The organism is Gemmatimonadota bacterium, from assembly GCA_016209965.1.
In the GTDB taxonomy this organism is placed as follows: domain Bacteria; phylum Gemmatimonadota; class Gemmatimonadetes; order Longimicrobiales; family RSA9; genus JACQVE01.
The window spans coordinates 1-23,328 of sequence record JACQVE010000307.1 but is presented as its reverse complement, the minus strand read 5'-3'; the positions used below and the strand labels follow the sequence as shown (position 1 = coordinate 23,328).

The window sequence follows — 23,328 nt, the reverse complement described above, 5'->3', positions numbered from 1 at the left end:
GGGCCGCGGTCGCCGGTGAAGGCTTCGTCTCCGGTGCCCGCGAAGGTCGCGATAAGCCCCGTCGCCAGGTTGACCGTGCGCACTCGGTGGTTCCCCGCATCCGCGATGAAGAGCGTGCGCCCGTCGGGCGAGACGGCGACGCCCTGCGGATCCTGCAGCAGTGCCTCCGTAGCCGGCCCGCCATCCCCGGCAAAGCCCCGGATCCCCGTGCCCGCGACGCTCTTGATCACGCCGCTGGCGAGCTCGACCGCGCGCACCCGCTGGTTGGCGCTGTCCACGATGTAGAGCAGGCCTCCGCCGAGCGCGAGGCCAGCGGGCAGCGCGAGCCTGGCGAACTGCGCCGGCCCGCCGTCGCCGCTCGAGCCGCGGCTTCCGGAGCCAGCCACGGTGCGCAGTGTGCCGTCGGGCTCGATAGTGCGCACGCGGTCGCCGGTCAGTTCCGAAACGTAGATGCGGCCCTCGCCATCCACCAGCACGCCGGCCGGCCGGGAGAGCGACGCCTGACGAGCGGCTGTGCCGTCAGGCGCCGAGGCCTCGACGCCTGTCCCAGCCACGACGCCCACGGCGCGCGTCGCGAGATCGATGCGGAAGACGCGATTGGCCCTGGGGTCGGCGACCAGGAGTCCGCCGCGGCTGTCCAGCGCCAGCGCCTCGGGGCGAACCATGCACAGCGCACCCTGGCACTCCTGGTGATCGGCCAGCAGCTCGAGCCGGCCATTGGGCTGGATGGCAACAATGCGCTGGCGGCGCGGGCTCGCGACATAGAGCACGCCGTCGCTCGACGCTGCCACGCCCTGCGGCGCGTCGAGCTGGCTGCGCGTGGCCAGCGAGTCCAGCGCGATCCCCGGCGAGTTGGGGATGCCGGCGACGATGCGCAGGATTCCGGGCAGGTCCCCCAGCACCACGACGGGATCACCGCAGCCGGCGGCCGCGGCCAGGCCGAGGGCGGCTAGCGCGAACCGGGCGAGAGGGCGAGGACCCATACGTCGTGGTTGCCGGGGGCTACGCGGCGGGCAAACGCCAGGTAGCGGCCGTCGGGCGAGACGGCGGGCTCGCGGCCGCCCTCGGTTTCGGGAATGGGCGCGGCTGCGGCCCCATCCGCGTCGCTCTTCCAGATCGCCTGGCCACGCCGGAAATACAGGGTGCGGCCGTCCGGCGCCCAGGCCGGCTCCTCGCCTGGCCCCAGCTCTTTGCGATCCCTGCCGTCCGGTCGCACGAGCGTCAGCATGCGGCGCCCGACGCTATAAACAGTGCGCCGTTCGACGCACAGCACGGCCAGGTCGCCCTGGTAGCGGCAGATGCTGGTCATGGAATCGGCGCGCTCGAGGCGGGTGAAGGCGATCCAGGCGCCGTCGGGGCTCCAGGCGGGCCAGATCCCATCCTCGGTACCCGGGATCACCATGGGCTGGGGCTGGTCCAGTGTCCAGACCAGGAGGCGCAAGCCGTCGCTGGTAACCACGCGCCGGCCGTCCGGCGCCCAGCTCGGCCGAAATAGCAGCGCCTTCTCATCCTCGAACAGGCGCTGGAAGGGGTGGAACCGGACGATGAAGACACCCTGTGCGCCGAACATGCTCTGGCTCTCGTCAAAGAAGCGGCCGGCGAACTTGAGGCCGAGCTCAGGATCCTGCTCGATCGGCCGGTCCTCACCAAAGCGCCGGACGCGCACGATGACCTCGCCCAGGGGCGGCAGGGGCGAGATGCTGTCGCCGGAAGAACAGAAGAGCAGGCCCAGGCAGAGCCGTGGGTGCCAGAGGAAGGACACCTCGACGTAGGCTATGCGGTCGCCGCCCGGCGCGACCGCCGGGGCCGTGAACCAGACCGTGCTGCCCGGCTGCTGTATTTGTGGCAGCACGGGGCTGATCGTGCCGCCGGCGCGCGGGAGCGCCGCGAGCAGGCCGCGCGTGCGGGCCAGCGGGTCCAGCTCCCCGGCAGAGTAGTACACCGAGTCCTTGCCGCGCCACGTGGGGGCGCGGTCATCCCGAACGCTGTACGTGATCCTTCGCAGCGTCTGCTCGCGATCCGCGAAGCGGTCGGGCGTGTCAAAAGGCGCGGGCGCCTCGCGGCAGCCTGCGGCCAGGGCGACGGCGGCCGTCGCCAGCGCATAGGCCCGGCGGCGAGGGTGGTGAGTGCGGCTCAAGACCCGACCTCGATCACGGCGCGGGCTGCCGGCTGAGGCGCGGCCAGGGACAGCACCCATACGTCGTGGTTGGCGGGGGCCACGCGCCGGGCAAACGCCAGGTAACGGCCGTCGGGCGAGACGGCGGGCTCGCGGCCGCCCTCGGTCTGCGCGACCGGCTGCGCGCCGCTCCCGTCCAGCCGGATGCGCCAGATCCGGTTGTCCCGGCGGAAGTAGAGGGTCTGGCCGTCGGGCGCCCAGGCCGGTTCTTCTCCCGTCCCGAGCTCCCTCCGTTCCCTGCCGTCCGGCCGCACCAATGTTAGCAGCCGCCGGCCGAGGCGGTACTCGGTGCGCTGGTCGACGCAGATAGTCCCCAGCGCCCCGAGATACACGCAGGTGCCTTTCGTGGAATCGGCCCGCTCGAGGCGGGAGTAGGCGATCCAGGAGCCGTCCGGGCTCCAGGCGGCGGAGACGCCGTCCTCGGTGCCGGGCACGGGGACGGGCGGCTCCGACCCGACGGTCCAGACCAGCAGGCGCAGCCCGTCGCTGTATACGAGACGCCGGCCGTCCGGCGCCCAGCTCGGGCGGAAGACCAGGGCCCGCTCGTCCACGAACAGCCGCTGGAAGGGGTGGAAGCGCGTGCGGTAGACTTCGGCGTCGCCGTCATAGAAGCGGCCGGCGAACCTCACGCTCAGCCCGGGATCCTGCTCCGGCGGCCGCGTCTCGCCGAACCGGCGGACACGCAGCGTCGCCTCGGCCAGGGGCGGCACGAGCGCGACGGTATCGCCGGAGGAGCAGCGCAGAGCGCCGGGGCACAGCACCGGGTGCCAGAGGAACGAGACCTCTGCGTAGGCGATGCGGTCGCCGGCCGGCGCTACGGCCGGGGTGGTGAGCCAGAGCGTGGCGCGAGGGTGCTGCACGTCGGGCAGCACGGGATCGGCAGTGCCGCCGAGGCGCGGGATGCCCACCAGCACGCCGCGGGTGCGTGGCAGCGGGTCGAATCCCTCGGCCGCATAGTACACGGAGTCGCCGCCCGGCGCCCACACGGGGGCGCGGTCGTCCTTCAGGCTGTAGCTCAGCCGCGCCAGCGGCTGCTCGCCTTCTGCGATCCGGTCGGGCGCGTCGAAGGGTGCGGGCGCCTCGCGGCAGGCGGCAGCGAGCGCCGCCAGCAGCGCGGCCAGCCGGAGCGCGCCGCTGTCGAGCCAGCGGGCGCGGCTCAAAACGACACCTCGAAGCCGAGCCGCACCTGGCGCGGCGCGCCAAAGAAGAGGGAAGGGTCGTGCCGGTCCAGCGCCGCGGCCAAGCGCGCGATGGCCAGCTCCGCAGGCGTGATCAGGCCGTCCTGATTCAGGTCGATGATCTGGCTGTAGCGCGGCGATTCCCGGGGGATCGGCTCCTGATCCGGCGGCAGGCCGGCCGCGGTCTCGCGCACCCGCTCGAGCGAGGGCGCGAGTCCGCCCGTGTCGCGACGCAGCGCGATGACGTTCTCGCGCCCCAGGATGTTGCGGCCGTCGGCGACGACGCGCCAGGCACAGCCGCCGCAGCCGGGGAGCGCGCCCAGCTCACGGCTGAGGCGCAGGTCCACGGCGGCGGTCCAGGGAAGGTAGGTCGGCCTGGCCGCTGATTCGGCCGGCTCGCCGCCGGCCACGCGGCGCTCCAGCGGGAAGCCGCTCTTGAGCGAGGCGATCATGGAGCCGGCCCAGCGCCAGCGTTCCCCGCCTGCCGCGCGTCCGGCGAACAGGGCGACGTCTGCCACGTGACGGCGGTCAAAGGCGAGCGGGAACTCGAGGCGCCTCTCGTCCGGCGCGGCAATCGAGTCGCTCAGCGCCGTCGAGGTCACGCCCGTCGCCTTCTGCAGGGCGTATGCGGCCTGGAGCCGCAGCACCGGCCAGCCGCCCCGCACACTCAGCTCGAGGCCCTGCACCGTGCCGAAATCGCCCGTGGTGAACTGCCCGGCTGCATACCCCGAGAACTGCAGGCTGCCCGTGACCAGGTTGGTCAGCTCCTTGCGGAACGCCGTCAGACTGAGCGCCACTCCCTCACCCAGCAGCCGGGTCAGCCCCAGCTCGTAGGCGGAGCCCCGCTCGAAGCCCAGCTCGGGGTTGCCCTGGCGGCGGATGTCCGTGCGCAGCGAGTCGCCTACCGCGGTGTCCAGGAAGAAGCGGAAGTCCGGCGGCTGGGCTACGCGTCCGTAGTTGAAGCGGAAGGACATGCGGCCGGCGCTCCCGGGCACCGGCAAGGAGACGCCGATTCGAGGCATGAAGCTCAGCCTCCACTCCGTCTCGGCGACCGGCGCGAGGAAGTTGCCGCGGTCGCGCACGAACTGGAGACCGGAGCGGAAGCCCTCGAGGCGCGCGCCGAAATGCAGGATCACGTCATCCGCCGCCTGGAGCTGTGTCTCGACAAAGCCCGTCACGCTGGCCGGATAAAAGCGGGCGTAATTCGGGGCGGAGCCCGCCAGGTAGGCCAGCACCCGCTCGTAGCTCTCGACCCGATGGAACCTGGCCGAGCCGCCTCCGCGCAGCAGGTGCCCGGCGGCCGTGACCAGCTCGCCCGCCAAGTCCCCGGCCAGGAACTCCGAGCGCGTCCAGCTCGCCATGTCCGGCGTGCCTTCGGTGAAGAAGATCCCCACGCCCGCCGGCCCGTACGGCGAGCCGGTGGACCCGCCCGGCGCCGCGTACCCCGGCACGGCAACACCTGCGGCAAGCTGCTCGTTCAACGGCTGGCGCACAAAGCTCGAGCCCAGGAAGCGGTAGTCCGCCCAGCCCATGCCGCCCACCTGCCAGCGTTCGCCGAACGTCCAGGGGTCGACGACCCCCAGATAGCGCTCGAGCCGCATGGCGGCCACGCGCGCCGTGCCGTGGTACGCGCGCCCCTGGCCGTGCCGCGTCCAGTCCAGCGTCAGGGTGGCAAGCTGGCCTTCCGTACGCTGGCCAAGCTGGTACAGGGCGTTGTACTTGAACTCCGGCGTGTAGAGCTGGCGCTGCCGGCGGTTGGTGAGATAGGTGGCGGCCAGCGTCGCGCCGGCGCCCAGCGGCCGGTCCAGCCGCGCAAACCCCAGCAGCTTCTCGCCCCGCTGGTGTGGCAGCATGGCCGAGCTGTAGGGGCAGTAGAGGCGGCTGAACACCGCGTCCCCGGCCAGAGACTGGATCTCCGCAGCAAGGTCCGGCTCCGCATCCTCTGGCCTGAGGCAGGTCAGTCCGCGGGCGCGCGGCTCCGCGTCGAGTTGGCCCTGGAGCAGGACGTCGAGGAAGAGGGTCGATCCGGAGCCGAGAAACGGCACCGGCCCGCCCGCGCTGGCCGAGACGCCGGCAAAGCCGCGCAGCAGCGAAGCCGGCGCCCAGTGGTCCGTGAGGAAGGATGCGGCGCCCCGCCAGTGCTCGGGATCGCCCCGTCGGGTGACGTAGCTCACCACGCCCGACAACGCCGAGCCGTAGGCAGCGCCGAACCCGCCGGTGATCACCTCGACCTCCTCGAGCGCCGTGGGTGACAGCTCGAGAGCCGCGCCCTGGCTGGATGATTCGACCGGATTCTTGACTTCCAGGCCGTCCACCAGATACGACTCCTGCCCGATCCGCCCGCCCCGGAAATGGCCGTCCGAGACGCCGGGCGCCAGCTCGATCGCCTCCTGGATCCGGTCCACGGGCAGCTCGCGCAGCTCGCGCCCGGCGACGACCTGGTGCGTCAGGCTGATTTCCGGCTCGATCAGCCGGATCCGCTGCGCCTCGACCGTGACGCCCTCCACCTCGAGCGCGGCAATGTGGAGCTCGACCTCGACTTCCGCGACGCGACCGGGGCGGATCTGCACGGCCTCGACTACCACCGTCTGGTAGCCCAGCAGCTCGACCTGCAGCTCGCGCTGCCCGGCCGGCACCGCGGCCAGCACGAAACGCCCGTCCGCCGCCGTGAGCGCACCCAGGCCCAGGTGCGGGACCGCGACGCGCGCGCCCGCCAGCGGCTCGCGCGAACCGGCATCCCTGACCCGCCCGATGATCGTGCCCGTGGTCTGCGCGCGCCCCGCCGCCGGCAGTGCCAGCAGGCAGAGGCCGATCAGCACACCGCGCCGCAGCACTACGCCACGTTCCGACGCGCCCACGGCCGACGGGCCACTGCACAGAAATGCCGGCATTCGCGAGGTCTACCCTGTCCCGTCTCGAGGTTGCGGAGGAGCACACACGACGAGGATGCCGTGGAGGGAGCGGACGTGCGCCGCAGCGGCTGCCGCGGCCGACCCGAAGGTGCGGAAATGCCCGCCCCACGCGGCCAAGATACGTCGAGGCCGCGGTGCAGGCTAGTGATCGAGTGGTTCCAGTTGTTCCAGCCCTGTGGTCAGGCGGGAAGCGGCTGGCGAGCGTCCGCGAGCCGGTGCGGGATCCCCGCCGGGCCCGTCCGCAGCCAGGCGACCAGGCGCGGCAGACCCAGCTCCCTCGGCACCGCCGGCCACCAGCCCAGCTCGCGCGTAATACGCGTGAGGTCCGTAACGTAGACCCGGGGCTCGCCGGGGCGGCGCGGGTGGAATACCCGCTGAATCGGTCGGCCCAAATCCTGCTCAAACCACTCGAGCAGCTCGAACATGGAAACGGCTTGGGAGGGCCCGCCGCCCAGATTGTACGTGCGGCCCGGCCGCTCCCGCGCTGCGCGAGCCGTCCGGATCAGTGCCTCGACGGCGTCATCAATGTAGAGCAGGTCACGAACGTCCCGGCCATCGCCGTAGAGCGTAACCGGCTGGCCTGCCAGTGCCGCACACGCCAGCGAGGCGAGCCAGCCCTGGTCCTCGTTTCCGAGCTGCCGCGGGCCGTAGACGCAACTCATGCGGACCACGCAGGTGGCCAGCTTATGCCGGCGAGCAAGCTCCTCGAGGCATGCCTCCGCCGAGGCCTTGGCATAGCCATGAAGCGAAGAGTAGTCCAGAGGCTGGTCTTCGGAGACGCTGCCCTGGCCGCCACCCAGAACGTACCGGCCCCCCTCCTCCGCCACGGCCCGGCCCACCAGCTCGCCGTATACCTCGCTCGTGGAGGCAAACACAATCGCCGGGGGATCGCCCATCCGCCCCGCCGACTCCAGGACGTTGCGCGTACCCTCTACGTTCACCCTGAAGTCGTGGGCCGGCTCCGCAAGCCGCGAAGGGCCGGGATGCTGACCCGCCAGGTGGTAGACCGTCCCCACCCGCTCGATCAGCCGCTGCACGCCCCGCGAATCCCGCACATCCACCACCTCGACTTGCAGCCGCTTGGAGTGCCGCGCAACCAGCCAGCGCAGGTTGTGCTCGGAACCACGCCGGCAAAGATTGTCCACCACCACCACCCGCTCACCGCGGCGCAGCAGCGCATCCGCGAGATGACTTCCGATGAACCCAGCCCCGCCCGTTATTAACACCAGGTCCGGCATTTCTCTACCATTCTCAACAGATCGACTGCTCCCCAAATTCCACACTGCCACACGCCGGCGGATGGGGGTCAAGCTCCATGCCATGCCCTGCACCCCCGGATCTCCGCGCCAGAGCGTCCTTTTCCCCAAAACGCATTCCCCCACGCCTACCGACGCGGGGGAACTTTTGTGCCAATTCCAGGAAATTCTCGCGGCTAGAGGATCGGCGGCCGAATGCGGCCGTATTTGCGGATTCGACCACTTAGCGCGATACCCAGGGGCTGCCCAGCACGAAGAAGCGGAGCGGCCAGTCGGCGGCGCGGGTCACGCCGACGCGCGGTCCGCGGCTGATGCTGGCGTCGGGCAGCGGCTGGCCTGTGGTGATGAGCAGGGGCGGTTGCTGCAGCGGGTGTCCGTCGAGCTGGCCGCTAATGGCGAGGGCCTCGGCGAGGCGGGCGGGGCCGCTGGCCAGTTCGCGGTCGGGGCGCAGGGAGCGGCGCTGGCGCATGGTTTCCATGCCGGCGAGCGGCTCGAGGGCGCGGACCAGGACGGCGGCGGGGTATCCGACGTCCCCGGTCACGGTATTGAGACACCAGTGGAGGCCATAGATGCGATAGATGTAGGCAATGCCGGGCGGGCCGAACATGGAGTCGTTGCGGCGCGTGCGGCCGATGTGCTGGGCGGCATGGGAGGCGGCGTCATGCGGGCCGACATAGGCTTCCGCTTCGACGATCCGGCCGGCAGTAAGCTGGCCGCCCAGGCTGGACACGAGGACGGCGCCCAGCAGCTCGCGGGCGACGAGCTCCGCCGGCCGGGCGTAGAACTCGGGCGGCAGCGGCTCGCCGAAGGTGTGGCACCCGGTCAACTGCCGCCGGGCGCCGCAGCCTTTCTGGACCGGGCCCGTCCGCTGCGCCGGCTGCCGCGCGGGCGGACGGCGCTCGGCTGTTGGCCGGGCGCTAGGTCGGCGCGCTCGCCGCCGACGGGGCCAAGGTCGAGAGTCCCCTGAGTCGGGCTGCTGCCGGCGCGCTGCGCGGTGCGGCGCTCGTGGTCGAGGCGCCAGGCCTCGAGCAAGGCATCGGCTCGCCGGCCGTCTCCAAGCGCTGCGCGAACCCGGTCCGGCTCGCTGCCGAGCACGCGGAAGACGTCCGTGCCGAATGCATCAACCAGGGTCTCCGCACTCTTCTTCCCCACGCCCTTATAGCGGTGGGCGATGTAGCGGACGATCTTTTCCGGCTCCCTCGGCAGGCCCAGCTCCTCGGGCAAGTCAGGTTCCTGGGCGCGCGGCGCAGGGGCGTGCGCCGCTGAGGTATTCGGTGGGGCCGCCACGACATCCGTATCCTGCACGGGCACGGTCTGGCCGGGCAGCAGGGGCGGCGGCGCCGCCGGCGTGCTCGGCCGGCCGCGTGTCCCGCGCCGGAAGCCCAGTGCCTTGACGGGCGGGTGGGAAGGCACGGCAGCCGAAACGCGAGGCGGCGCTGGCGGCGCCGTGGGCCGCGGTTCCGCCGCGGCCTGGGCGGCGGCAGGCTCCGGGCCAGCAGGCAGCGCCGCGGGCGCGGTCGCGGTCGGCTCCTCCGTTTGCACCTGCTCGTCAGGCAGCGCGCCGGGCGCGGCCGGGTGTTCGATCGCAGGAGCCAGCGGCTCTGTGGCTGCGGCCGCCGCAGGCGCCGCCGCCACCTGCGCGGGCCGTCGGGGCGCAACGCGGCGCTCCCGCGGCTCGGGCTTGGCTCGCCGCGGCTCTGCCGCCGGCTGGAAGACGCGGTAGGTGCCGTTCTCCGCCTTCTGCACGTCGATCACCTCGGCGTCGTGCGCCTGGCGCAGGAAGCGGCTGAACTTGCCGAAGCCCAGCGTCGACTCGTCCCAGCCAGGCGAAAGCTCGAGCATCCGCCGCTTGGCATCGGAGTCCCGGACCCCGGCCGACGGGTCCCCGGCCAGGTCGGCCAGGGCGCGGCGCAGCAGCTCGTAGGACGCCCGCAGGTCGGCCGGCCTGGAAGCGGCCGCCGGCTCGGGAACGACGGCCGGCGCTACCGCTGCGGGGCGCCGTGCCTCCCCACCCCGCACCCTGCGCCCCTCCGCGCGCGCTGGCGCCGGACGCGCTTCCGGCACGCGCACGGGCGGCGCTTCCGGCTCCCCGGCGTCCGGCGGGCCGACCTCATACTGGCCGTTCTCCAGCTTCTTCAGCCGAAGGACCCCCTTCGCCGTCGCCTCGGCCAGGAACCGGTTGAACCGGCTAAAGCCCAGCTCCCGCTCGTTGAAGTTGGGATCCAGCTCGAGCATCACCTGCTTCAGGCGGTCCGAGCGCATGACGTCGCCCTGCTCGACCATGCGGCGCGCGGCCCGCCCGGCCAGCACCCAGGGGTCCTCCGCCATGGTGTCCTCGTCAGCCGCCCGCGTCAGCCCCGTCAGTGCCGAGTACGAGTAGTACTCGTCGCAGTTCTGCACCAGCAGATCTGAACTGGACTCGCGAATGCCCACGCCGATCACGTACTTGCCGTACTCCTTCAGCTTCAGAACCAGGCTGCTGAAATCGGAGTCGCCAGAGAGGAGGATGTAGGTGCCGATCTCGGGGCGAGTAAAGACCAGCTCGAGCGCGTCAATGGCGAGCCGGATGTCCGTCGCGTTCTTGCGGGAACTGCCGTACGCGGGCGCGAAGATCAGGTCGACCGACGCCTCCGCCAGCGGCACAATGTATTGCGGATAGCGCCGCCAATCCGCGTACGCCCGCTGGACCGCTACCTTCCCCTTGATGATGTCGCTGTTGAGGAGATTCTTGAGCTCCTTCGAGAGATCGCTGCGGATCCCCATGGTGACGTTGTCAAAGTCAATGAGGAGTGCAGCGTTCGGTGCAGTATGCACCGCCACCGCCGGGCGCCCCTGGTGGGGGGCCTGCGAAAACTGTGCAGCCATTTTCCTCGCGTAGTTCAAAGTTTCAACCTAGCGCGAGGCCCCTTCCCCTCTCCGCGACGGACCGGGCACTACCCACACCACGCCACCCCCCGAGCAGGGGAGGGGAACCAGGGGAACGGAGGGAGAGGCGACGCCTGTTCGGTCGTCTCCCCATCTCCGCGTCTCCCGCTTTCCCCGTCCCCCGTCCGTCGGGCAGTACCCGGGCGGTACGCGAGACGAGTCAAGGAGTCTCGCCTTCCACCCAGCGGCCGAATTCACAAATACCGCGGCATTAGTCACCATACTTGTGAACTCGACTACTAGGGCCGACGGCTCGATTCCTCGGCGCTCACCATGCGCGCGAGCTCGACCCGCCGGACCTTCCCGCTCCCCGTGAGCGGGAATGAATCGAAGAAGCGCACCAGGTCCGGAATCTTGTAATCCGCCAGTGCGCCCCGACACCACTCTTTGATTTCCTCGCCCGTTATGATCGCGCCCTCGACGGGCACGACACAGGCGCAAACGGCCTCGCCCAGCACCTCATGCGGCAGGCCGACAACGGCCACGTCCAGCACAGCCGGGTGCGCGTGCAGCCGATCTTCGACCTCGCGCGGATAGACGTTGAACCCGCCGCGAATAATCAGCTCCTTGCGCCGCCCCACGATGTGGACGAAGCCCTCCTCATCCACAATGCCGAGATCGCCGGTCATGAAGTAGCCATCGGCGTCGAAGGCCTGCGCCGTTTCACCCGGCTGGCGGTAATACCCCTTCATCACGCCCGGCCCTCTCACCGCGATCTCGCCCAGGCTCTCCGCCGGCAATACCGTGCCGTCCAGGTCCAGCACTCGAACCTCGGTCCCGGGCAGCGGGCGGCCGACGGTGAAGATCTGCTTGGGTTCCGGATCCCCCGGCCGCGTTATGGCCACCGTCGAGGCGGTCTCGGTCAGCGAATAGGCCACCAGCAGGTTCGGGCAGAGCTCGACGCGGATGCGCTGCACCAGTTCATCGCTGACCGGCGCGCCCGCCACGACCCCGGCCCGCAGCGAGGAGAGCCGGCGGCTCGGCCGCCCGGGCTCGCGCAGCTCCGTGATGAATACCGTGGGCACGCCGTAATGCACGGTGACGCCGTGCTGCTCGATCAGGTCCAGGGCCTCCGCCGGCTGAAACTGCTCCTGCAGGACGAGCACGGCGCCGGCCGTCAAGGTTCCCAGGATACCGGGACCGAGGCCGAACACGTGGAACACCGTCGTCACGCCAAAGACGACGTCCTCGGGCACGAGCCCGATCGCCTCTACCGTCTGCGCCGCCGTGAGCAGCACGTTGCGATGCGTCAGCGCCACACCCTTCGGCTTGCCCATGGTCCCGGACGTGTACAGGATGGCGAACAGGTCCTCGGCCGGGTCCACTGCCACCGCCGGCACGCTGCGTCCCGCGCCGCTCGAGAGCAGGTCCTCGAACTGGTAGATGCGGTCGTCATACCAGAGCTCCGCCTCGCCCACCGTGATCAGGTACTGCAGGTCGGGCAGCGTGGTCAGGAACCCCTCGAACAGCTCGAGATAGTCGGTGCCGTGGAACGTCTCCGCACTGATCACGGCCGCCGCCTCCGAGTGCCGCAGCATGTACTGCAGCTCCGCTACCGTGAAGCGGGGATTGAGCGGCACGATAATGGCCCCCAGCTTCGCCGCGGCGAACATCGAAACCACGAACTCCGGCCAGTTGGGCAGCGCCAGGGCAACGCGGTCGCCCTGCTCGATGCCCAGCTCGTGCAGCGCTGCGGCCAGCGCACTGGCGCGAGCCTCGACCTGGGCATACGTCAGCCGCCGCTCCCCGTAGATCAGGAAGAGGCGATCCGGCGCCTCCGCTGCGCGCGCCTCGAGCGCCTGGGCGACCGACCGGCCTGGAGCGCGCTCCTCGGGGGTCATCACGCCTCCACCATATGCTACAACGCGCCGCCCAGGCCCAGGGCCGGGGCGGCTGGCAGTGCGAGCCGAGCAAACATATCGTCCTGTCCCATAGCCGTCAAAGGGCCATCTCATCTAGAGATACCCCATTCGCCGCCCTGGGGTGCAAGCGGCTCGCCGGTCCATGCAAGTTGCCGGCCATGCCAGCGGGCTTCCCTGCCCCGATCCAGGCGACGCCGGCCGCGGAATGCTCTCAGGCCGAGCCGGCGCGCAACCGCCCGAGCACCTGCACGACCCAGGCATCCTCGAGCGGCACGCTCCAGTCGCCGTCCGCCGCCCGGGCCACGGCTCCCGGCCGGGCGAGCAGCGTGTAGCGCGTACGCGCTTGCCGCGCCTTCTTGTCTAACCTGGCCTGCCGCACCGCGACGGCCGGGTCGAAGCCGGTTGGCCAGCCGCCGGGCAGGCCGAGCGCCCCAAGCACATGGCGGAGCGCGGCTGCCGTGCCGGCCTGGCTGATCCCCGCCGCTTCACCCAGCTCCGCCTCGGCCACCATCCCCGCGGCCACGGCGTAGCCGTGCGCGAGTCCGTATCCGGAAAGCGCTTCCAGCGCGTGGCCGAGCGTGTGGCCGAAGTTGAGCGCCTTGCGCGGTCCGGACTCGAGCGGATCCCGCGCCACGAAGTCGGCCTTGATCTCGAGGGAGCGGCGGACCAGCTCGACCAGCGCGGCCGCATCGCGGGCGAGCAGGCGCGGCGCAGCTTCGCCGGTGCGGCGCAGGTAGTCGGCATCGGCAATGGCGCCATGCTTCACGGCCTCAGCCAGCCCCGACCGGAGCTCCATGTCCGGCAGCGTGGCGAGCACCTCGGGATCGATCAGCACGGCACGCGGCTGGTGAAACGCGCCCACCAGGTTCTTGCCGCCCGGCGCATCCACCCCCGTTTTCCCGCCGATGGCTGCGTCCAGCATGGCGACCAGCGTGGTCGGAACCTGCACCACGGGGATCCCGCGCATGTAGGTGGCCGCGACGAAGCCGGCCAGGTCGCCGGTCACGCCGCCGCCCAGCGCGATGATGCAACCGTCGCGGCCCATGCCTCGCGCCAGCAGCGCATCCGTCAGCTCGGCCCACGTGGCCCGCGTCTTGTGCGCCTCGCCCGCCGGGAACTCGAGCAGGTCCGCGGTCAGACCGGCGGCTTCGAGTGAAGCCCGCACGCGGGGCGCCAGCAGCCGCGCCACGTTGGCGTCGGCCAGGATGGCGTAGCGGGCGGCGGGCGCCACATCCGGCAAGAGGCTGGGAAGCTCACCAAGCGCGCCGGGCCCGAGCCAGACGTCGTAACCCCGAGCGGGCTGGGGCGGTTGCGGCAGGTGCAGGCGGATCACGCCGGAATTTTCCCGTATTCCATTCTCATATAAAAATTTAGCGGCTACCCGGCGGCCCGGGCAAGCCGCTGCCATATGGTGCCTTGGCCCCGAACGAGCCTGCCTCAGTCCGCGCCTGCTTGCCCGCCAAAAATTTGCCCGAACAAAACTCTTCCCTCCGCTCGCCACTTCCATTACGTTTGTGCGGCGCCTGACCCGGCGCGGCGCGGCCCGGTTTATGCCGTAAGCCAACGAGGTGGAGAACGCGCGAGAACTTGCGGCGCATGCCAGTGTACCAGGGCGCTTAGCATTCCGGCTGATGGAATCCCGGAGCAATCGAGTGGTGCAGCGCGTGCACACTTTTTCATAGGGGGTGTAAACTCCCCGGGAAATGAACCTGCGCATCGGCTTCGCCTACAATCAAAAGCCAGCGGAGGACGAAGAGCCTCCAAGCGGGGAGCCCCCCAGTAGCGGACCGGACTCCCGAACCGCTGCCCCCACCGACCGCTACGCGGAGTGGGACGACCCCGCCACCATTGACGCCGTCGAATCGGCACTCCGCCCGATGGGTGAGGTGATCCGGCTGGAGGCCGACCAGGACTTTCCTCTAAAGCTTCGCCACGCCCGCCCGGACATCGTCTTCAACATAGCCGAAGGGTCGAACGGCCCGAACCGGGAATCGCACGTCCCGGCGATGTGCGAGTTCTACGGTGTTCCCTATACGGGCAGCGACCCGCTGACCCTCTCCCTCTCGCTGGACAAGCAACGCGCCAAAGAGGTCTGGCTGGCGCAGGGGGTTGCGACGCCGCGCTTCCTGGTCCACCCCTCGGGATGGGCGGCGGGGCGCGGGGCGGCGGGGTGGCTGAACGGGCTGCAACTGCCCGTGATGGTGAAGCCGCTGCACGAGGGCTCGAGCAAGGGCGTACCTGAGCGCGCGTTCTGCCGCACCGCGGAGGCGGCAGTGATGCGAGCGGCCGAAGTCCTCGAGGAGTACGGGCAGCCCGCGCTGGTCGAGGAGTTCCTGCCCGGGCGTGAGTTCACGTGCGCGGTGCTGGGCAACGGAGCGGCAGCGCGTGCGCTGCCGCTGGTGGAGCTGCGCTTCGACGCGCTGCCGGCTGAGGCCGCCCCTATCTACGGCTACGAGGCGAAGTGGGTGTGGGACACGCCGCAGGCGCCGCTCGAGATCTTCGCTTGTCCGGCTGCCCTCGAGGCGGAGCTGGCCGCGAGCATCGAGGCCACGGCACTGGCCGCGTACCGCGCCCTGGGCTGCCGCGACTGGGCGCGTGTGGACCTGCGGCTGGACGCCCGCGGCGAGCCGCAGGTCCTGGAGATCAATCCGCTGCCGGGGATCCTGCCGGACCCGGCGCAGAACTCGTGCTTCCCGAAAGCTGCGCGCGCTGCGGGGATGGACTACAACGAGCTGATCTGCACGGTGCTCCGGCTGGCGCTCGAGCGCTACGGGATGCGCTCGTGAGGATCGCGGTCCTCTATGACGACGTGCGCTCGCGCCTCGGCTCAACTGCGGACGAGCGGGGCGTGCTGGAAGCGGTGGATAGTGTGCAGCAGGCGCTGGCCGAGCTGACTCATACCAGTGTGACGATTGCCGCGGGGGCGCGGACCATGGAGTGGGCGGCGCGGCTGGCGCAGGACTCGGTCCAACTGGTTTTCAACCTGTGCGAGGCGGTGGGCGGAACGAGCGTGCTGGAAGCGCCCGCGGCTGGTGTCCTCGAGCTGCTGGGGTTGCCCTTCACGGGGAGCAGCGCCGAGACGCTGGCGCTGGCCCGGCGCAAGGACCGGGTGAATGCGTTGCTGGAAAGGGCGGGGCTTCCCGTGCCCGCGTGGAGGCTGGTGGGCCCGGGCGAGGCTGTCCCGCCCTGGCGGCGCTATCCGGCCATTGTGAAGCCGGCGGGGGAGGACGCCTCCCTTGGCATATCGCAGGAGTCCGTGGTTCGGGACGCGGCCGAGCTGGCAGCGGCACTCGAGCGCGCCTGGCAATACGGCGCAGCGGTGGTTCAGGAGTTCCTGAGCGGCCGCGAGTTCAACGTGGGCCTGGTGGACGACGAGGTGTTGCCGGTGGCCGAGATCCTCTTCGAGGGCATGCCACCCGGCCACTGGCCGCTGCTCTGCTATCGCGCGAAGTGGGACACGGGCTCGGCGGAAGACCGCGGCTCCGTGCCACAGTGCCCGGCGCAGCTCGACCGGCGCACGCGGGAGGAAGCGATCCGGCTGGCACGGGCTGCCTGGCGCATGATCGAGGGCCAGGGCTACGGCCGAGTCGATCTGCGCACCGACAGTGCCGGCCGGCTGCACGTGCTGGAAGTCAATCCGAACCCCGATCTCTCGCCCACTGCGGGCCTGACGCGCATGGCCGGCGCCCGCGGCTGGAGCTATGCCGAGCTGATCAGCCGCGTGGTACAGGCCGCGCAACGGGACCACCCCGAGGCCGGCGTGCAACGGCGCCGCGAGGCGCTGACAGCGCTGCGCGCACTGCCTTCGGCGGCGTCGCCCGCGCGACGCAGTGCCGAGGGCACGCCCGGCGCTGGTGTGGCCGTGTCGCGGGACGGAAAGGGCGCGGGCTGGAGCGGCGGCGGCAACGGTCGGGCTAGGGCGGGAGCCGGGGGCGCGGTCGACGACGTCGCACCCCCAATCCAGATCGAGCCGCTCCGGCCGGGTGACCGCACTGCGGTCACGGAGATCCTCAGCCAGAGCGGTTTCTTCCGCGACCAGGAAATCGACATCGCATTGGAAGTTCTGGATTCGTTCTTCAATCACCCCGGACAGGACTATACCGCCCTGGGCGCCTTCACCCCTGGCGGCGACCTGCTCGGCTACGTCTGCTACGGCCCCACGCCTGGCACGGCCGGCACCTGGGATCTGTACTGGATCGCCGTTGCGCCGGCAGTGCAACACGCGGGGGTCGGGACCCTGCTGCTCCAGGAGGTGGAACGAAGGCTTGCCCGCGAGGATGCTCGGCTCGTGCTCATCGAGACCTCATCCCAGCCGCTCTATCAGCCCACGCGTGCCTTTTACGCGCGGCGCGGCTACCGCGAGGTCGCACGAGTCCCGGATTTCTATGCAGAAGGCGATGATCGGGTGATCTACGCCAGGCGACTGCAACCCTCACTATCGGGCAAGCGCAACCATGGAAACGTGGCAACAGATCCTGCAGCAGAGCCTTACCACCGTCGACGAGCTCGTTGAGCGCTTCGGCGCAGAGAACATCGACCGGGAGGCGGTCCAGAAGGCGATCGACAAGTTCAATCTCCGCATCACGCCCGCCGTGCTCGACTCCATCCGCGACCCGGGCGACCCCTTCTGGCGGCAGTACGTGCCCACCGCGGAAGAACTGGTGGTCGAGGACGGCATCGTCGACTCGCTGGACGAGGACGCCGACTCTCCCGTACCCAACCTGACGCACCGCTACCCCGACCGCGTGCTGTTCCTGGTCTCGCCCGTGTGCGCCAGCTACTGCCGCTTCTGCACCCGACGTCGCAAGGTGGGCGACCCGGAGAAGATTCCGCTGAATCAGTTCGACTCGGCGTTCGCCTACCTGCGCGCGCACACCGAGGTGCGGGACATCATCATGTCGGGCGGCGACCCGTTCATGCTGTCGGACCGGCGGATCGAATACTTCCTGAAGACGCTGCGCGAGATCCCGCACCTCGAGATCCTCCGCATCCACACGCGCATGCCCAGTCACCTGCCGCAGCGCATCACGCCCCAGCTCTGCGAGGTGATCCGCAAGTACCACCCCGTCTACATCAATGTGCACTTCAACGATCCGGCCGAGCTGACGCCGGAGGCGACGAAGGCGCTGGGCATGCTGGCCGACGCGGGCGCGCCGCTGGGCTGCCAGACCGTGCTGCTCAAGGGCGTGAACGACGACCCCGCCATCATGAAGGAGCTGATGCATAAGCTGGTGAAGGCGCGGGTGCGACCCTACTACATCTACCAGGCGGACGTGGTCGCCGGCGGCGAGCACTTCCGCACCAGCATCGAGAAGGGGCTCGAAATCATCCGCGCGCTGCGAGGCTGGACCAGCGGGCTGTGCGTCCCCCACTACGTGATCGACGCGCCGGGCGGCGGCGGCAAGATCCCGCTGCTGCCGGAGTACGTCGAGTCCGTGACGGACGAGGAGATCGTGATGCGCAACTACGCGGGCGAGGTGTACCGCTACCCGTTGCCGAGAGACGGGCAGGCCCGGGCGAAGTGCAGCTCGGAGCGCCTGGACGAACTGGTGCTGCTGGACGTGTAGCTCAAGGGCCAGGGTGGGGCTGGGGCTGGGGCTGCGCGGCGGTTAGCGCCGGCTGGCCGGGTGGAGGCCCTGGTTGGGTCGCCCTGCCTGAGCAGGCGAACACTCGCGGCGCGCAGCCGGGGCGTCGGGTTGTCGCTGCTCAAATGCGGAACGCGATCGGCGCGAGCAACGCCACGAGCATGATGCCCAGGAAGGCCAGCACGAGCAGCCAGGCGGCGTAGTCCCGGCGAAGGGGAGGGCGCTGCCATTGGGCGGGCGTTGGCGTCCATAGCAGCTCCGCAGGTACGGCCACGGCCCTGCTCAAGGTGCCCAGCGCCAGGCCGGCGAGCAGGCTGATCCCGAAGCCGATGGCGTTCCACCACATCCAGGAGACGCCCGGGGCAAGCCGCCAGAGCGCCGCGTTAGCCGCCAGCCCCGCCACCAGTCCGCCCAGGGCAGCCACCCCGCCAGGCCGGCGGAACAGCATCCCCAGAATGAAAAGGGCCAGGATAGGCCCGTAGAAGAGCGAACCCACCTGGTTGACCGTTTCGATCACCGTGCGGCTCGAGCGTGCGAAGAGGAAGGATGCGGCGGTGCACACAACGCCCCAGAGCAGGGTAAGCGCGCGAGCCGCCCGGAGGCGCGCGGCGCTCTGTTCCCGCCAGCCGAGCACATCGCGCAGGGTCACGGCGGAGAGGGAGTTGTATGCGGAGTCGAGAGTAGACATGGCGGCGGCGAGCAGGCCGGCGATGAAGAGACCCCGCACGCCGGCCGGCGCGTAATCCAGCACGAATCGCGGCACCAGCGCGTCCGGCCGGTCCAGCGCGGCGGCGGCGGCGAACTCGGGACGCGCCTGCAGCCAGCCGGCGAGCAGCAGGCCCAGCAAGCAGTAGAGGGCTGCGACGGGGAAGCGGAACAGGCCGTTCCAGAGCAGCGCGCGCTGTGCCGCGGGCACGTCGCCGGTGGACAGGTAGCGTTGCGCCTGGCTCTGATCCACTCCGTAATAGGATAGATAGAGGAAGAATCCGCCGATGAGCATGGGCCAGAGGGCGAAGGTCTGGCCATCGCCCAGGCCGTGCTCACTCCAGACCAGCACCTGAGCCCGCTCGGCCGGCAGGGCTCCCAGCGCCGCCCGCCACCCGCCCAGGCCGGCCGCGGCTTCCGCCACCAGTACGATCATCACGCCCACCAGCACAACGAGCTGCAGTGCGTCGGAGAACACGTCCGCCTTGATGCCGCCGATGGTGGTATAGAGGATGGCGAACCCGCCGATCCCGATCATGGCCGCCGCCAGCGGGATATGGAAGGCGAGGGCGAGGGGGAGTGCCACGGCGTAGAGCGCTACGCCGGTGGCCAGGCCGCGGGCCAGGAGGAACACGAGGGCCAGCGCCATGCGCGCGCCGCCGCCGAAGCGCGCCTCCACGTACTCGTAGACCGTGACCACGCGGGCGCGGCGCAGCACAGGAACCAGCACCATCAGCGCCGCCAGCATGGCCAGCGGCACGGCCAATTCGTACTGCAACCAGACGAGCCCGCCCTGCGGCTGCAGGGCGACGAAGGCGGGACCGCCGAGCAGGCTGATGGCGCTGACCTGAGTGGCCAGGATGGAGAGGGCAATCCAGCCGGAGGCGAGGCGCCGGCCGCCGACGTAATAATCATCGGTCGAGCGCTGGCGGCGCGCGAAGATCAGACTCGCCCCGAGAACGGTGGCCAGGTAGATGCCCAGGAGCGCGAGGTCGAGCAGGTTCACTCGTTCCCCAGCATCTCTTGCACGGCCTGAGCCCAGCCAGCGGGCCCGGGCAGCGCCGCCACGCGGGCCCAGGGGAGCCGCCGGCGCAGCGCCGGATCGGGCCGGCCGTCCAGGCCGGGGATGATCACGGCGATGTCTGCCATGCGCAGCAGGGGCGCGTCCAGCGCGCCGTCTCCGAGCGCGGCCACCCTCCAGCGCCGACCGTCCTGGCCCATCATCCTCCTTACCAGGCGGGCGCCCACCCCCTTGTCCGTGTTGCCGTGCAGGTGGAAGAGCCGGCCGCCGTGCATGATGCGCAGTCCCCGGTCGCGAGCGAAGCGACGGGCGCGCCGCTGCTGCTCCCGATCTTCCCTCAGGAAATAGAAAGGCTCATCAAATTCTCGGCGTCGCGCCCGGCGGGCCGCTGACAGCGGAAGGCGAGTGAGCCGCGCCACTTCCGGGACCGTCAGGTCCCCGAAGCCCACGACTCCCCCGCGCATATGGCGGCGGAGTGCCGCGAAATGACGACGGACGGCAGAATAGGGGATGCTGAGCGAAAGGAACGCGCCCTCGCGGGTCATGCGCGCCCCAGATGGGTGGCAGGGCAGCGTAGCCGGCGGCACCAGAATGCCGGCCCCATCCTCCAGCACCGTCACGTACCGCCCGCCCAGCATGGAGTAGAGCGCGACTATCTCGGAGCGCGTCTTGGTGGTACAGAGAACAAGGGGAATGCCCTGGCTGCGCAGCATTCGTAACACGGGCTCTGCCGGGCCGAGAGCATAGCTCTCCGCATCGAGCAGGCAGCCGTCCAGGTCGCTGAAGATCAGCAGGCGCGGTGATACTGTCTTCTCACCCATTCTTGCTGCCGTCCGCCGTCATGGCCTCCGGAGCCAGGGCAGCCCCGGGCTCGTACGGCGCCAGAGGGTGCCAGGCAACACGAGGGCCTGCCGGACGTGGTGCCCAAGGCTTCACGACGGCGTGATCGCGTCCCACTGTGCAAATCGCTCGAGCAGGTAGATCTTTTCCTCCTCGAAGACCTCCGCCTGCCGCTCCACCACGCGCTCCTCCACCTCGGCCGTGGTCATGTCCGCCGTCTCCGCGACGAACGCCGCCACCCGCCCGTAGTAAAGGGGGGTCATGGTCTCCACCAGCTTATAGCGGTCGCGGGACCAGCGGCTGTAGGTGTAGGCGAAGTCGTAGACGATGCGCGCCCAGTCGCGGTATTCGAGCCGGGCTGCGGCGAGATCTCGCTGCGCCAGGGCCTGGACGGCGGCATAGCTTTCCGGGGTCAGCACCTCGCTCCAGAGCGAGCGGAAGTGCTCGAAACCAGACTGGAAGTTCGCCCACAGCCGCTCCAGCGAAACGGACACCGGCTCCGGCTTCAGGGTGTCCAGGCTGCCCAGGAGCGGGACCGCCTGACTGCCCCGAACCCGCTGCCACACCGCCTCGTAGCGAGCCATGAGAGCGAACATGCTGCCCACTACGTGGCGGAACATGGGGCCCAGTGCCAGGGCCGGATCCTTGGGATCATGCACTTTGACGCCCAGTCGCGCTTCGCAGACCTTGAAGCCCTCGCAGATGGCCAGGGTGGTGAGCCAGATATCGATGCCGAACCTGGCGACGTCGCTCTCCCATACTTCCTGGTGAGTGATGTATTCGACCATCCGGCGCGAGAAGCCGAAATCCCCGCCAATGGGCTGGCGCACGCGTTTGCCGTACAGGGCGCGGGTAAACGAGTAGGCCACATGGTTCGTGATGGTGGCGTCGTACTTGTCGCGCAGGTAGTAGGGGCTGACGAAGTCGTAGCCCTCGGAGAGCACGGGCCCGAGGAGCGCCGGCATCCATTCGGGCGTGATGCTGCGCAGGTCCGCATCCACGACGGCCACCGCCTTTGCGCCCAGACGTTCCGCCGCCTGGAAAACCGCGCGCAAGGAAGTCCCCTTGCCCCCCACGCCGCGGTAGATGGCGACAATCTTGGGCACGGCGGCCGACTTCATCTTCTGGGCGAGTTCACGCGTGTAGTCGAGGGAGCCGCCGTCGGAGACATAGACCACAGCACGATGCTGGGGATAGTACATCTCCAGCCCGCGGTATACGTTGGTCATGACGCCGACCACCGTCTCCTCGTTGTTATGCGTGGGCAGCCCAACCACGATGTCCGCCTGGCCTATCTCGGCGATCTTCTGGAGCACATATTCGCGCAACGCGGTATCGAACTTCTGCATCTCAGACCTCACCGGTAGCCAACCTGGCTAGCCTTGCATCGCCGGCTCGGGTTTGCAAGAGTTGCGTGGTTCTTCACCGGCGAGGAGTGCGCGCGTTAGGGCCCATTCTTCAATTCAACCGAGGGGATTGGAAGGCTGTCCAGAAGGACCTGACGGGGCGCGTCCAGGACGAGCACAACCGGCCGGTCCTGGACGGTCGAGCGCTGGGCGCGGCCGTGGCGCAGCGCCGAGCGTTGGGTGAGGATGCGGCGGTAGGCGTCGGCAAAGGCTTCGGCGGCTGCGGCGTCATCCCAGACGGAGTACCAGACCAGGGCGTGGGCGCCGCCCGGCCCTTCGAGCAGAAGGTAGCGGTCTCCATCCCAGCCGCGGGCCAGCGCGGCAGCTTCCTCCCCGAAGTGCTCCTCGAGCAGGATCGAGATCTCGAGCTCGCCCAGCGTGTTCTCATAGAGCACCTTCCAGCCTGCCCCACCCTGCCCTGAGCGGAGGACACGGGGACGGGGAGGCACGGAGACTTCGCCGTCCAGCGCCGCGTCGCCGCGTCGCCGCGTCGCCGCGTCGGCAGCGGAGCCTGACCGGCCCGGCGAGAAGCGCAGCTCGGTGGGCGCGTCGCGGCTCTGCAGGAAGTGCGTTTCCGCGTGGAGCACCTGCTCGGTGGACAGGGGGAGCAGGGAGCCAAACGGGGCGGGCGGCGGCGACCGGGCCGCCTCCCCTGCGGCGGCATCGGCAGGGCCGCGAGCAGCGGCGTGGCGCCAGAGCGCCTGCACGAAGCCGGCGCCGCCCAGGTAGGGGAAGAGCAGCGTTTCGCGGATGATGCGCGGGGCCGACTGGAAGACGGGGAACTGCCGGTTTTGCGCCTCGAGGCCGGGGCGGAGCTGCGGGCCGAGATCGGGCAGGGCGGCGAGGTCTATCGGTTGGCCGGCCATGCGCTCGGCCAGCAGACCGAACATGACCAGCGTCGCCTGCCCCTCGATGGCCGCCTGCGCCGCGAGCTGGCGGTCATTGCCGCGCCTGCGCGAGACCAGCGAGTCCAGGTCCACGTACTGGTCCTGAAGCGCGTGCACCAGCTCGTGGGCCAGCACCGGTTCGAGCACATCCCGGGGCACACCCTGCATGATGTAGAGCGTGTCCGTCTCGGGATCGTAGTAGCCCATCACCTGCTCCGTATACAGCTCCAGCAGTAGCCGCCGCAGATCCAGCGTGTCCGGGAAGAGGCCCAGGGCGCGGTAGGTGGCTTCGATGCCTTCCGCCTCTGCCGGCGGCAGCTCCCTGGCGAGCTGGGCGAGTACGTAGCGCCGCAGCTCGGCGCGGCTGCGGCGCGCGACGCCCACCGCCCGGCGGGCACGCAGGCCGGCCAGCGACTCGAGGCGCGGGAGCAACGAATCCACGGCCGCGCGCAGTTCCAGGTCCTCCCGGTTCTGACCACGGCATGCGCCCGTGCCCAGCGGGCAGAGGACGAGGAACAGGAGGGCAACCCGGCGCGCCTGCGGAGGAGCAAGGCGTCGTCCGCCGCTTCCGCGCC

At 70.3% G+C, this 23,328-nt stretch carries 16 protein-coding genes; 3 read left to right on the top strand and 13 right to left on the bottom strand.

Going from position 1 to position 23,328, the window contains the following annotated elements; genetic code table 11:
* The 9 genes from HY703_12105 to aroB all read right to left on the bottom strand — a co-directional run.
* Positions 1–983, bottom strand: a 983-nt coding sequence (locus tag HY703_12105; GenBank protein ID MBI4545933.1) for a hypothetical protein, incomplete at its 3' end; no start/stop codon positions are given.
* On the bottom strand, positions 950–2,137 hold the full coding sequence (locus tag HY703_12100) for a PD40 domain-containing protein (GenBank protein MBI4545932.1): 1,188 nt from the start codon (positions 2,135–2,137) through the stop codon (positions 950–952). The genes HY703_12105 and HY703_12100, both read right to left, overlap by 34 nt.
* Positions 2,134–3,336, bottom strand: a complete 1,203-nt coding sequence (locus HY703_12095; GenBank protein MBI4545931.1) for a PD40 domain-containing protein — start codon at positions 3,334–3,336, stop codon at positions 2,134–2,136. Before HY703_12095 ends, HY703_12100 begins: the two co-directional genes overlap by 4 nt.
* Positions 3,333–6,245, bottom strand: coding sequence for a carboxypeptidase regulatory-like domain-containing protein (locus HY703_12090; GenBank protein ID MBI4545930.1), 2,913 nt, complete (start codon positions 6,243–6,245; stop codon positions 3,333–3,335). The genes HY703_12095 and HY703_12090 overlap by 4 nt, the downstream gene beginning before the upstream one ends.
* A 200-nt stretch (positions 6,246–6,445) precedes the next feature.
* The gene (locus HY703_12085; protein ID MBI4545929.1) at positions 6,446–7,504 is read right to left on the bottom strand and encodes an NAD-dependent epimerase/dehydratase family protein; all 1,059 of its coding nucleotides are present in this window, start codon (positions 7,502–7,504) and stop codon (positions 6,446–6,448) included.
* A 241-nt stretch (positions 7,505–7,745) separates the two neighbouring features.
* Positions 7,746–8,348 carry a DNA-3-methyladenine glycosylase gene (locus HY703_12080; protein MBI4545928.1) on the bottom strand — a complete coding sequence of 201 codons (603 nt, stop codon included), beginning with the start codon at positions 8,346–8,348 and terminating at the stop codon, positions 7,746–7,748.
* Positions 8,345–10,387 (bottom strand): NYN domain-containing protein, encoded by a 2,043-nt coding sequence (locus HY703_12075; protein ID MBI4545927.1) that lies wholly within the window; start codon positions 10,385–10,387, stop codon positions 8,345–8,347. Before HY703_12075 ends, HY703_12080 begins: the two co-directional genes overlap by 4 nt.
* A gap of 299 nt (positions 10,388–10,686) precedes the next feature.
* Positions 10,687–12,288, bottom strand: coding sequence for an AMP-binding protein (locus tag HY703_12070; GenBank protein ID MBI4545926.1), 1,602 nt, complete (start codon positions 12,286–12,288; stop codon positions 10,687–10,689).
* 232 nt (positions 12,289–12,520) lie between these two features.
* Entirely contained in the window at positions 12,521–13,642 is a 1,122-nt protein-coding gene (aroB, locus tag HY703_12065) for a 3-dehydroquinate synthase (protein MBI4545925.1), read from the bottom strand.
* A 370-nt stretch (positions 13,643–14,012) separates the two neighbouring features.
* On the opposite strand from aroB, the gene HY703_12060 reads away from it, so the two are divergent.
* From HY703_12060 to HY703_12050, 3 genes are read left to right on the top strand one after another with little or no spacing between them, the layout of a single operon-like run.
* On the top strand, positions 14,013–15,095 hold the full coding sequence (locus HY703_12060) for a D-alanine--D-alanine ligase (protein ID MBI4545924.1): 1,083 nt from the start codon (positions 14,013–14,015) through the stop codon (positions 15,093–15,095).
* Entirely contained in the window at positions 15,092–16,822 is a 1,731-nt protein-coding gene (locus HY703_12055) for a GNAT family N-acetyltransferase (protein ID MBI4545923.1), read from the top strand. Before HY703_12060 ends, HY703_12055 begins: the two co-directional genes overlap by 4 nt.
* Positions 16,764–17,876 carry a KamA family radical SAM protein gene (locus HY703_12050; GenBank protein MBI4545922.1) on the top strand — a complete coding sequence of 371 codons (1,113 nt, stop codon included), beginning with the start codon at positions 16,764–16,766 and terminating at the stop codon, positions 17,874–17,876. Before HY703_12055 ends, HY703_12050 begins: the two co-directional genes overlap by 59 nt.
* A 139-nt stretch (positions 17,877–18,015) precedes the next feature.
* On the opposite strand, the gene HY703_12045 is transcribed toward HY703_12050, so the two are convergent.
* The 4 genes from HY703_12045 to HY703_12030 form a co-directional block, all read right to left on the bottom strand.
* Complete coding sequence (locus HY703_12045; GenBank protein MBI4545921.1) at positions 18,016–19,605, bottom strand: sodium/solute symporter; 1,590 nt, start codon at positions 19,603–19,605, stop codon at positions 18,016–18,018.
* Positions 19,602–20,441, bottom strand: a complete 840-nt coding sequence (locus tag HY703_12040) for a hypothetical protein (protein MBI4545920.1) — start codon at positions 20,439–20,441, stop codon at positions 19,602–19,604. Before HY703_12040 ends, HY703_12045 begins: the two co-directional genes overlap by 4 nt.
* Before the next feature lie 111 nt (positions 20,442–20,552).
* Positions 20,553–21,809, bottom strand: coding sequence for a glycosyltransferase (locus HY703_12035; GenBank protein ID MBI4545919.1), 1,257 nt, complete (start codon positions 21,807–21,809; stop codon positions 20,553–20,555).
* 95 nt (positions 21,810–21,904) lie between these two features.
* The coding region (locus HY703_12030) for a hypothetical protein (protein ID MBI4545918.1) at positions 21,905–23,328 on the bottom strand (1,424 nt) is incomplete at its 5' end.

Coding starts and splice junctions, on each gene's coding strand:
- HY703_12040 (MBI4545920.1), bottom strand. CDS start 20,441: ATGGGTGAGAAGACAGTATCACCGCGCCTGCTGATCTTCAGCGACCTG.
- HY703_12035 (MBI4545919.1), bottom strand. CDS start 21,809: ATGCAGAAGTTCGATACCGCGTTGCGCGAATATGTGCTCCAGAAGATC.
- HY703_12085 (MBI4545929.1), bottom strand. CDS start 7,504: ATGCCGGACCTGGTGTTAATAACGGGCGGGGCTGGGTTCATCGGAAGT.
- HY703_12075 (MBI4545927.1), bottom strand. CDS start 10,387: ATGGCTGCACAGTTTTCGCAGGCCCCCCACCAGGGGCGCCCGGCGGTG.
- HY703_12070 (MBI4545926.1), bottom strand. CDS start 12,288: ATGACCCCCGAGGAGCGCGCTCCAGGCCGGTCGGTCGCCCAGGCGCTC.
- HY703_12060 (MBI4545924.1), top strand. CDS start 14,013: ATGAACCTGCGCATCGGCTTCGCCTACAATCAAAAGCCAGCGGAGGAC.
- HY703_12050 (MBI4545922.1), top strand. CDS start 16,764: ATGGAAACGTGGCAACAGATCCTGCAGCAGAGCCTTACCACCGTCGAC.
- HY703_12090 (MBI4545930.1), bottom strand. CDS start 6,245: ATGCCGGCATTTCTGTGCAGTGGCCCGTCGGCCGTGGGCGCGTCGGAA.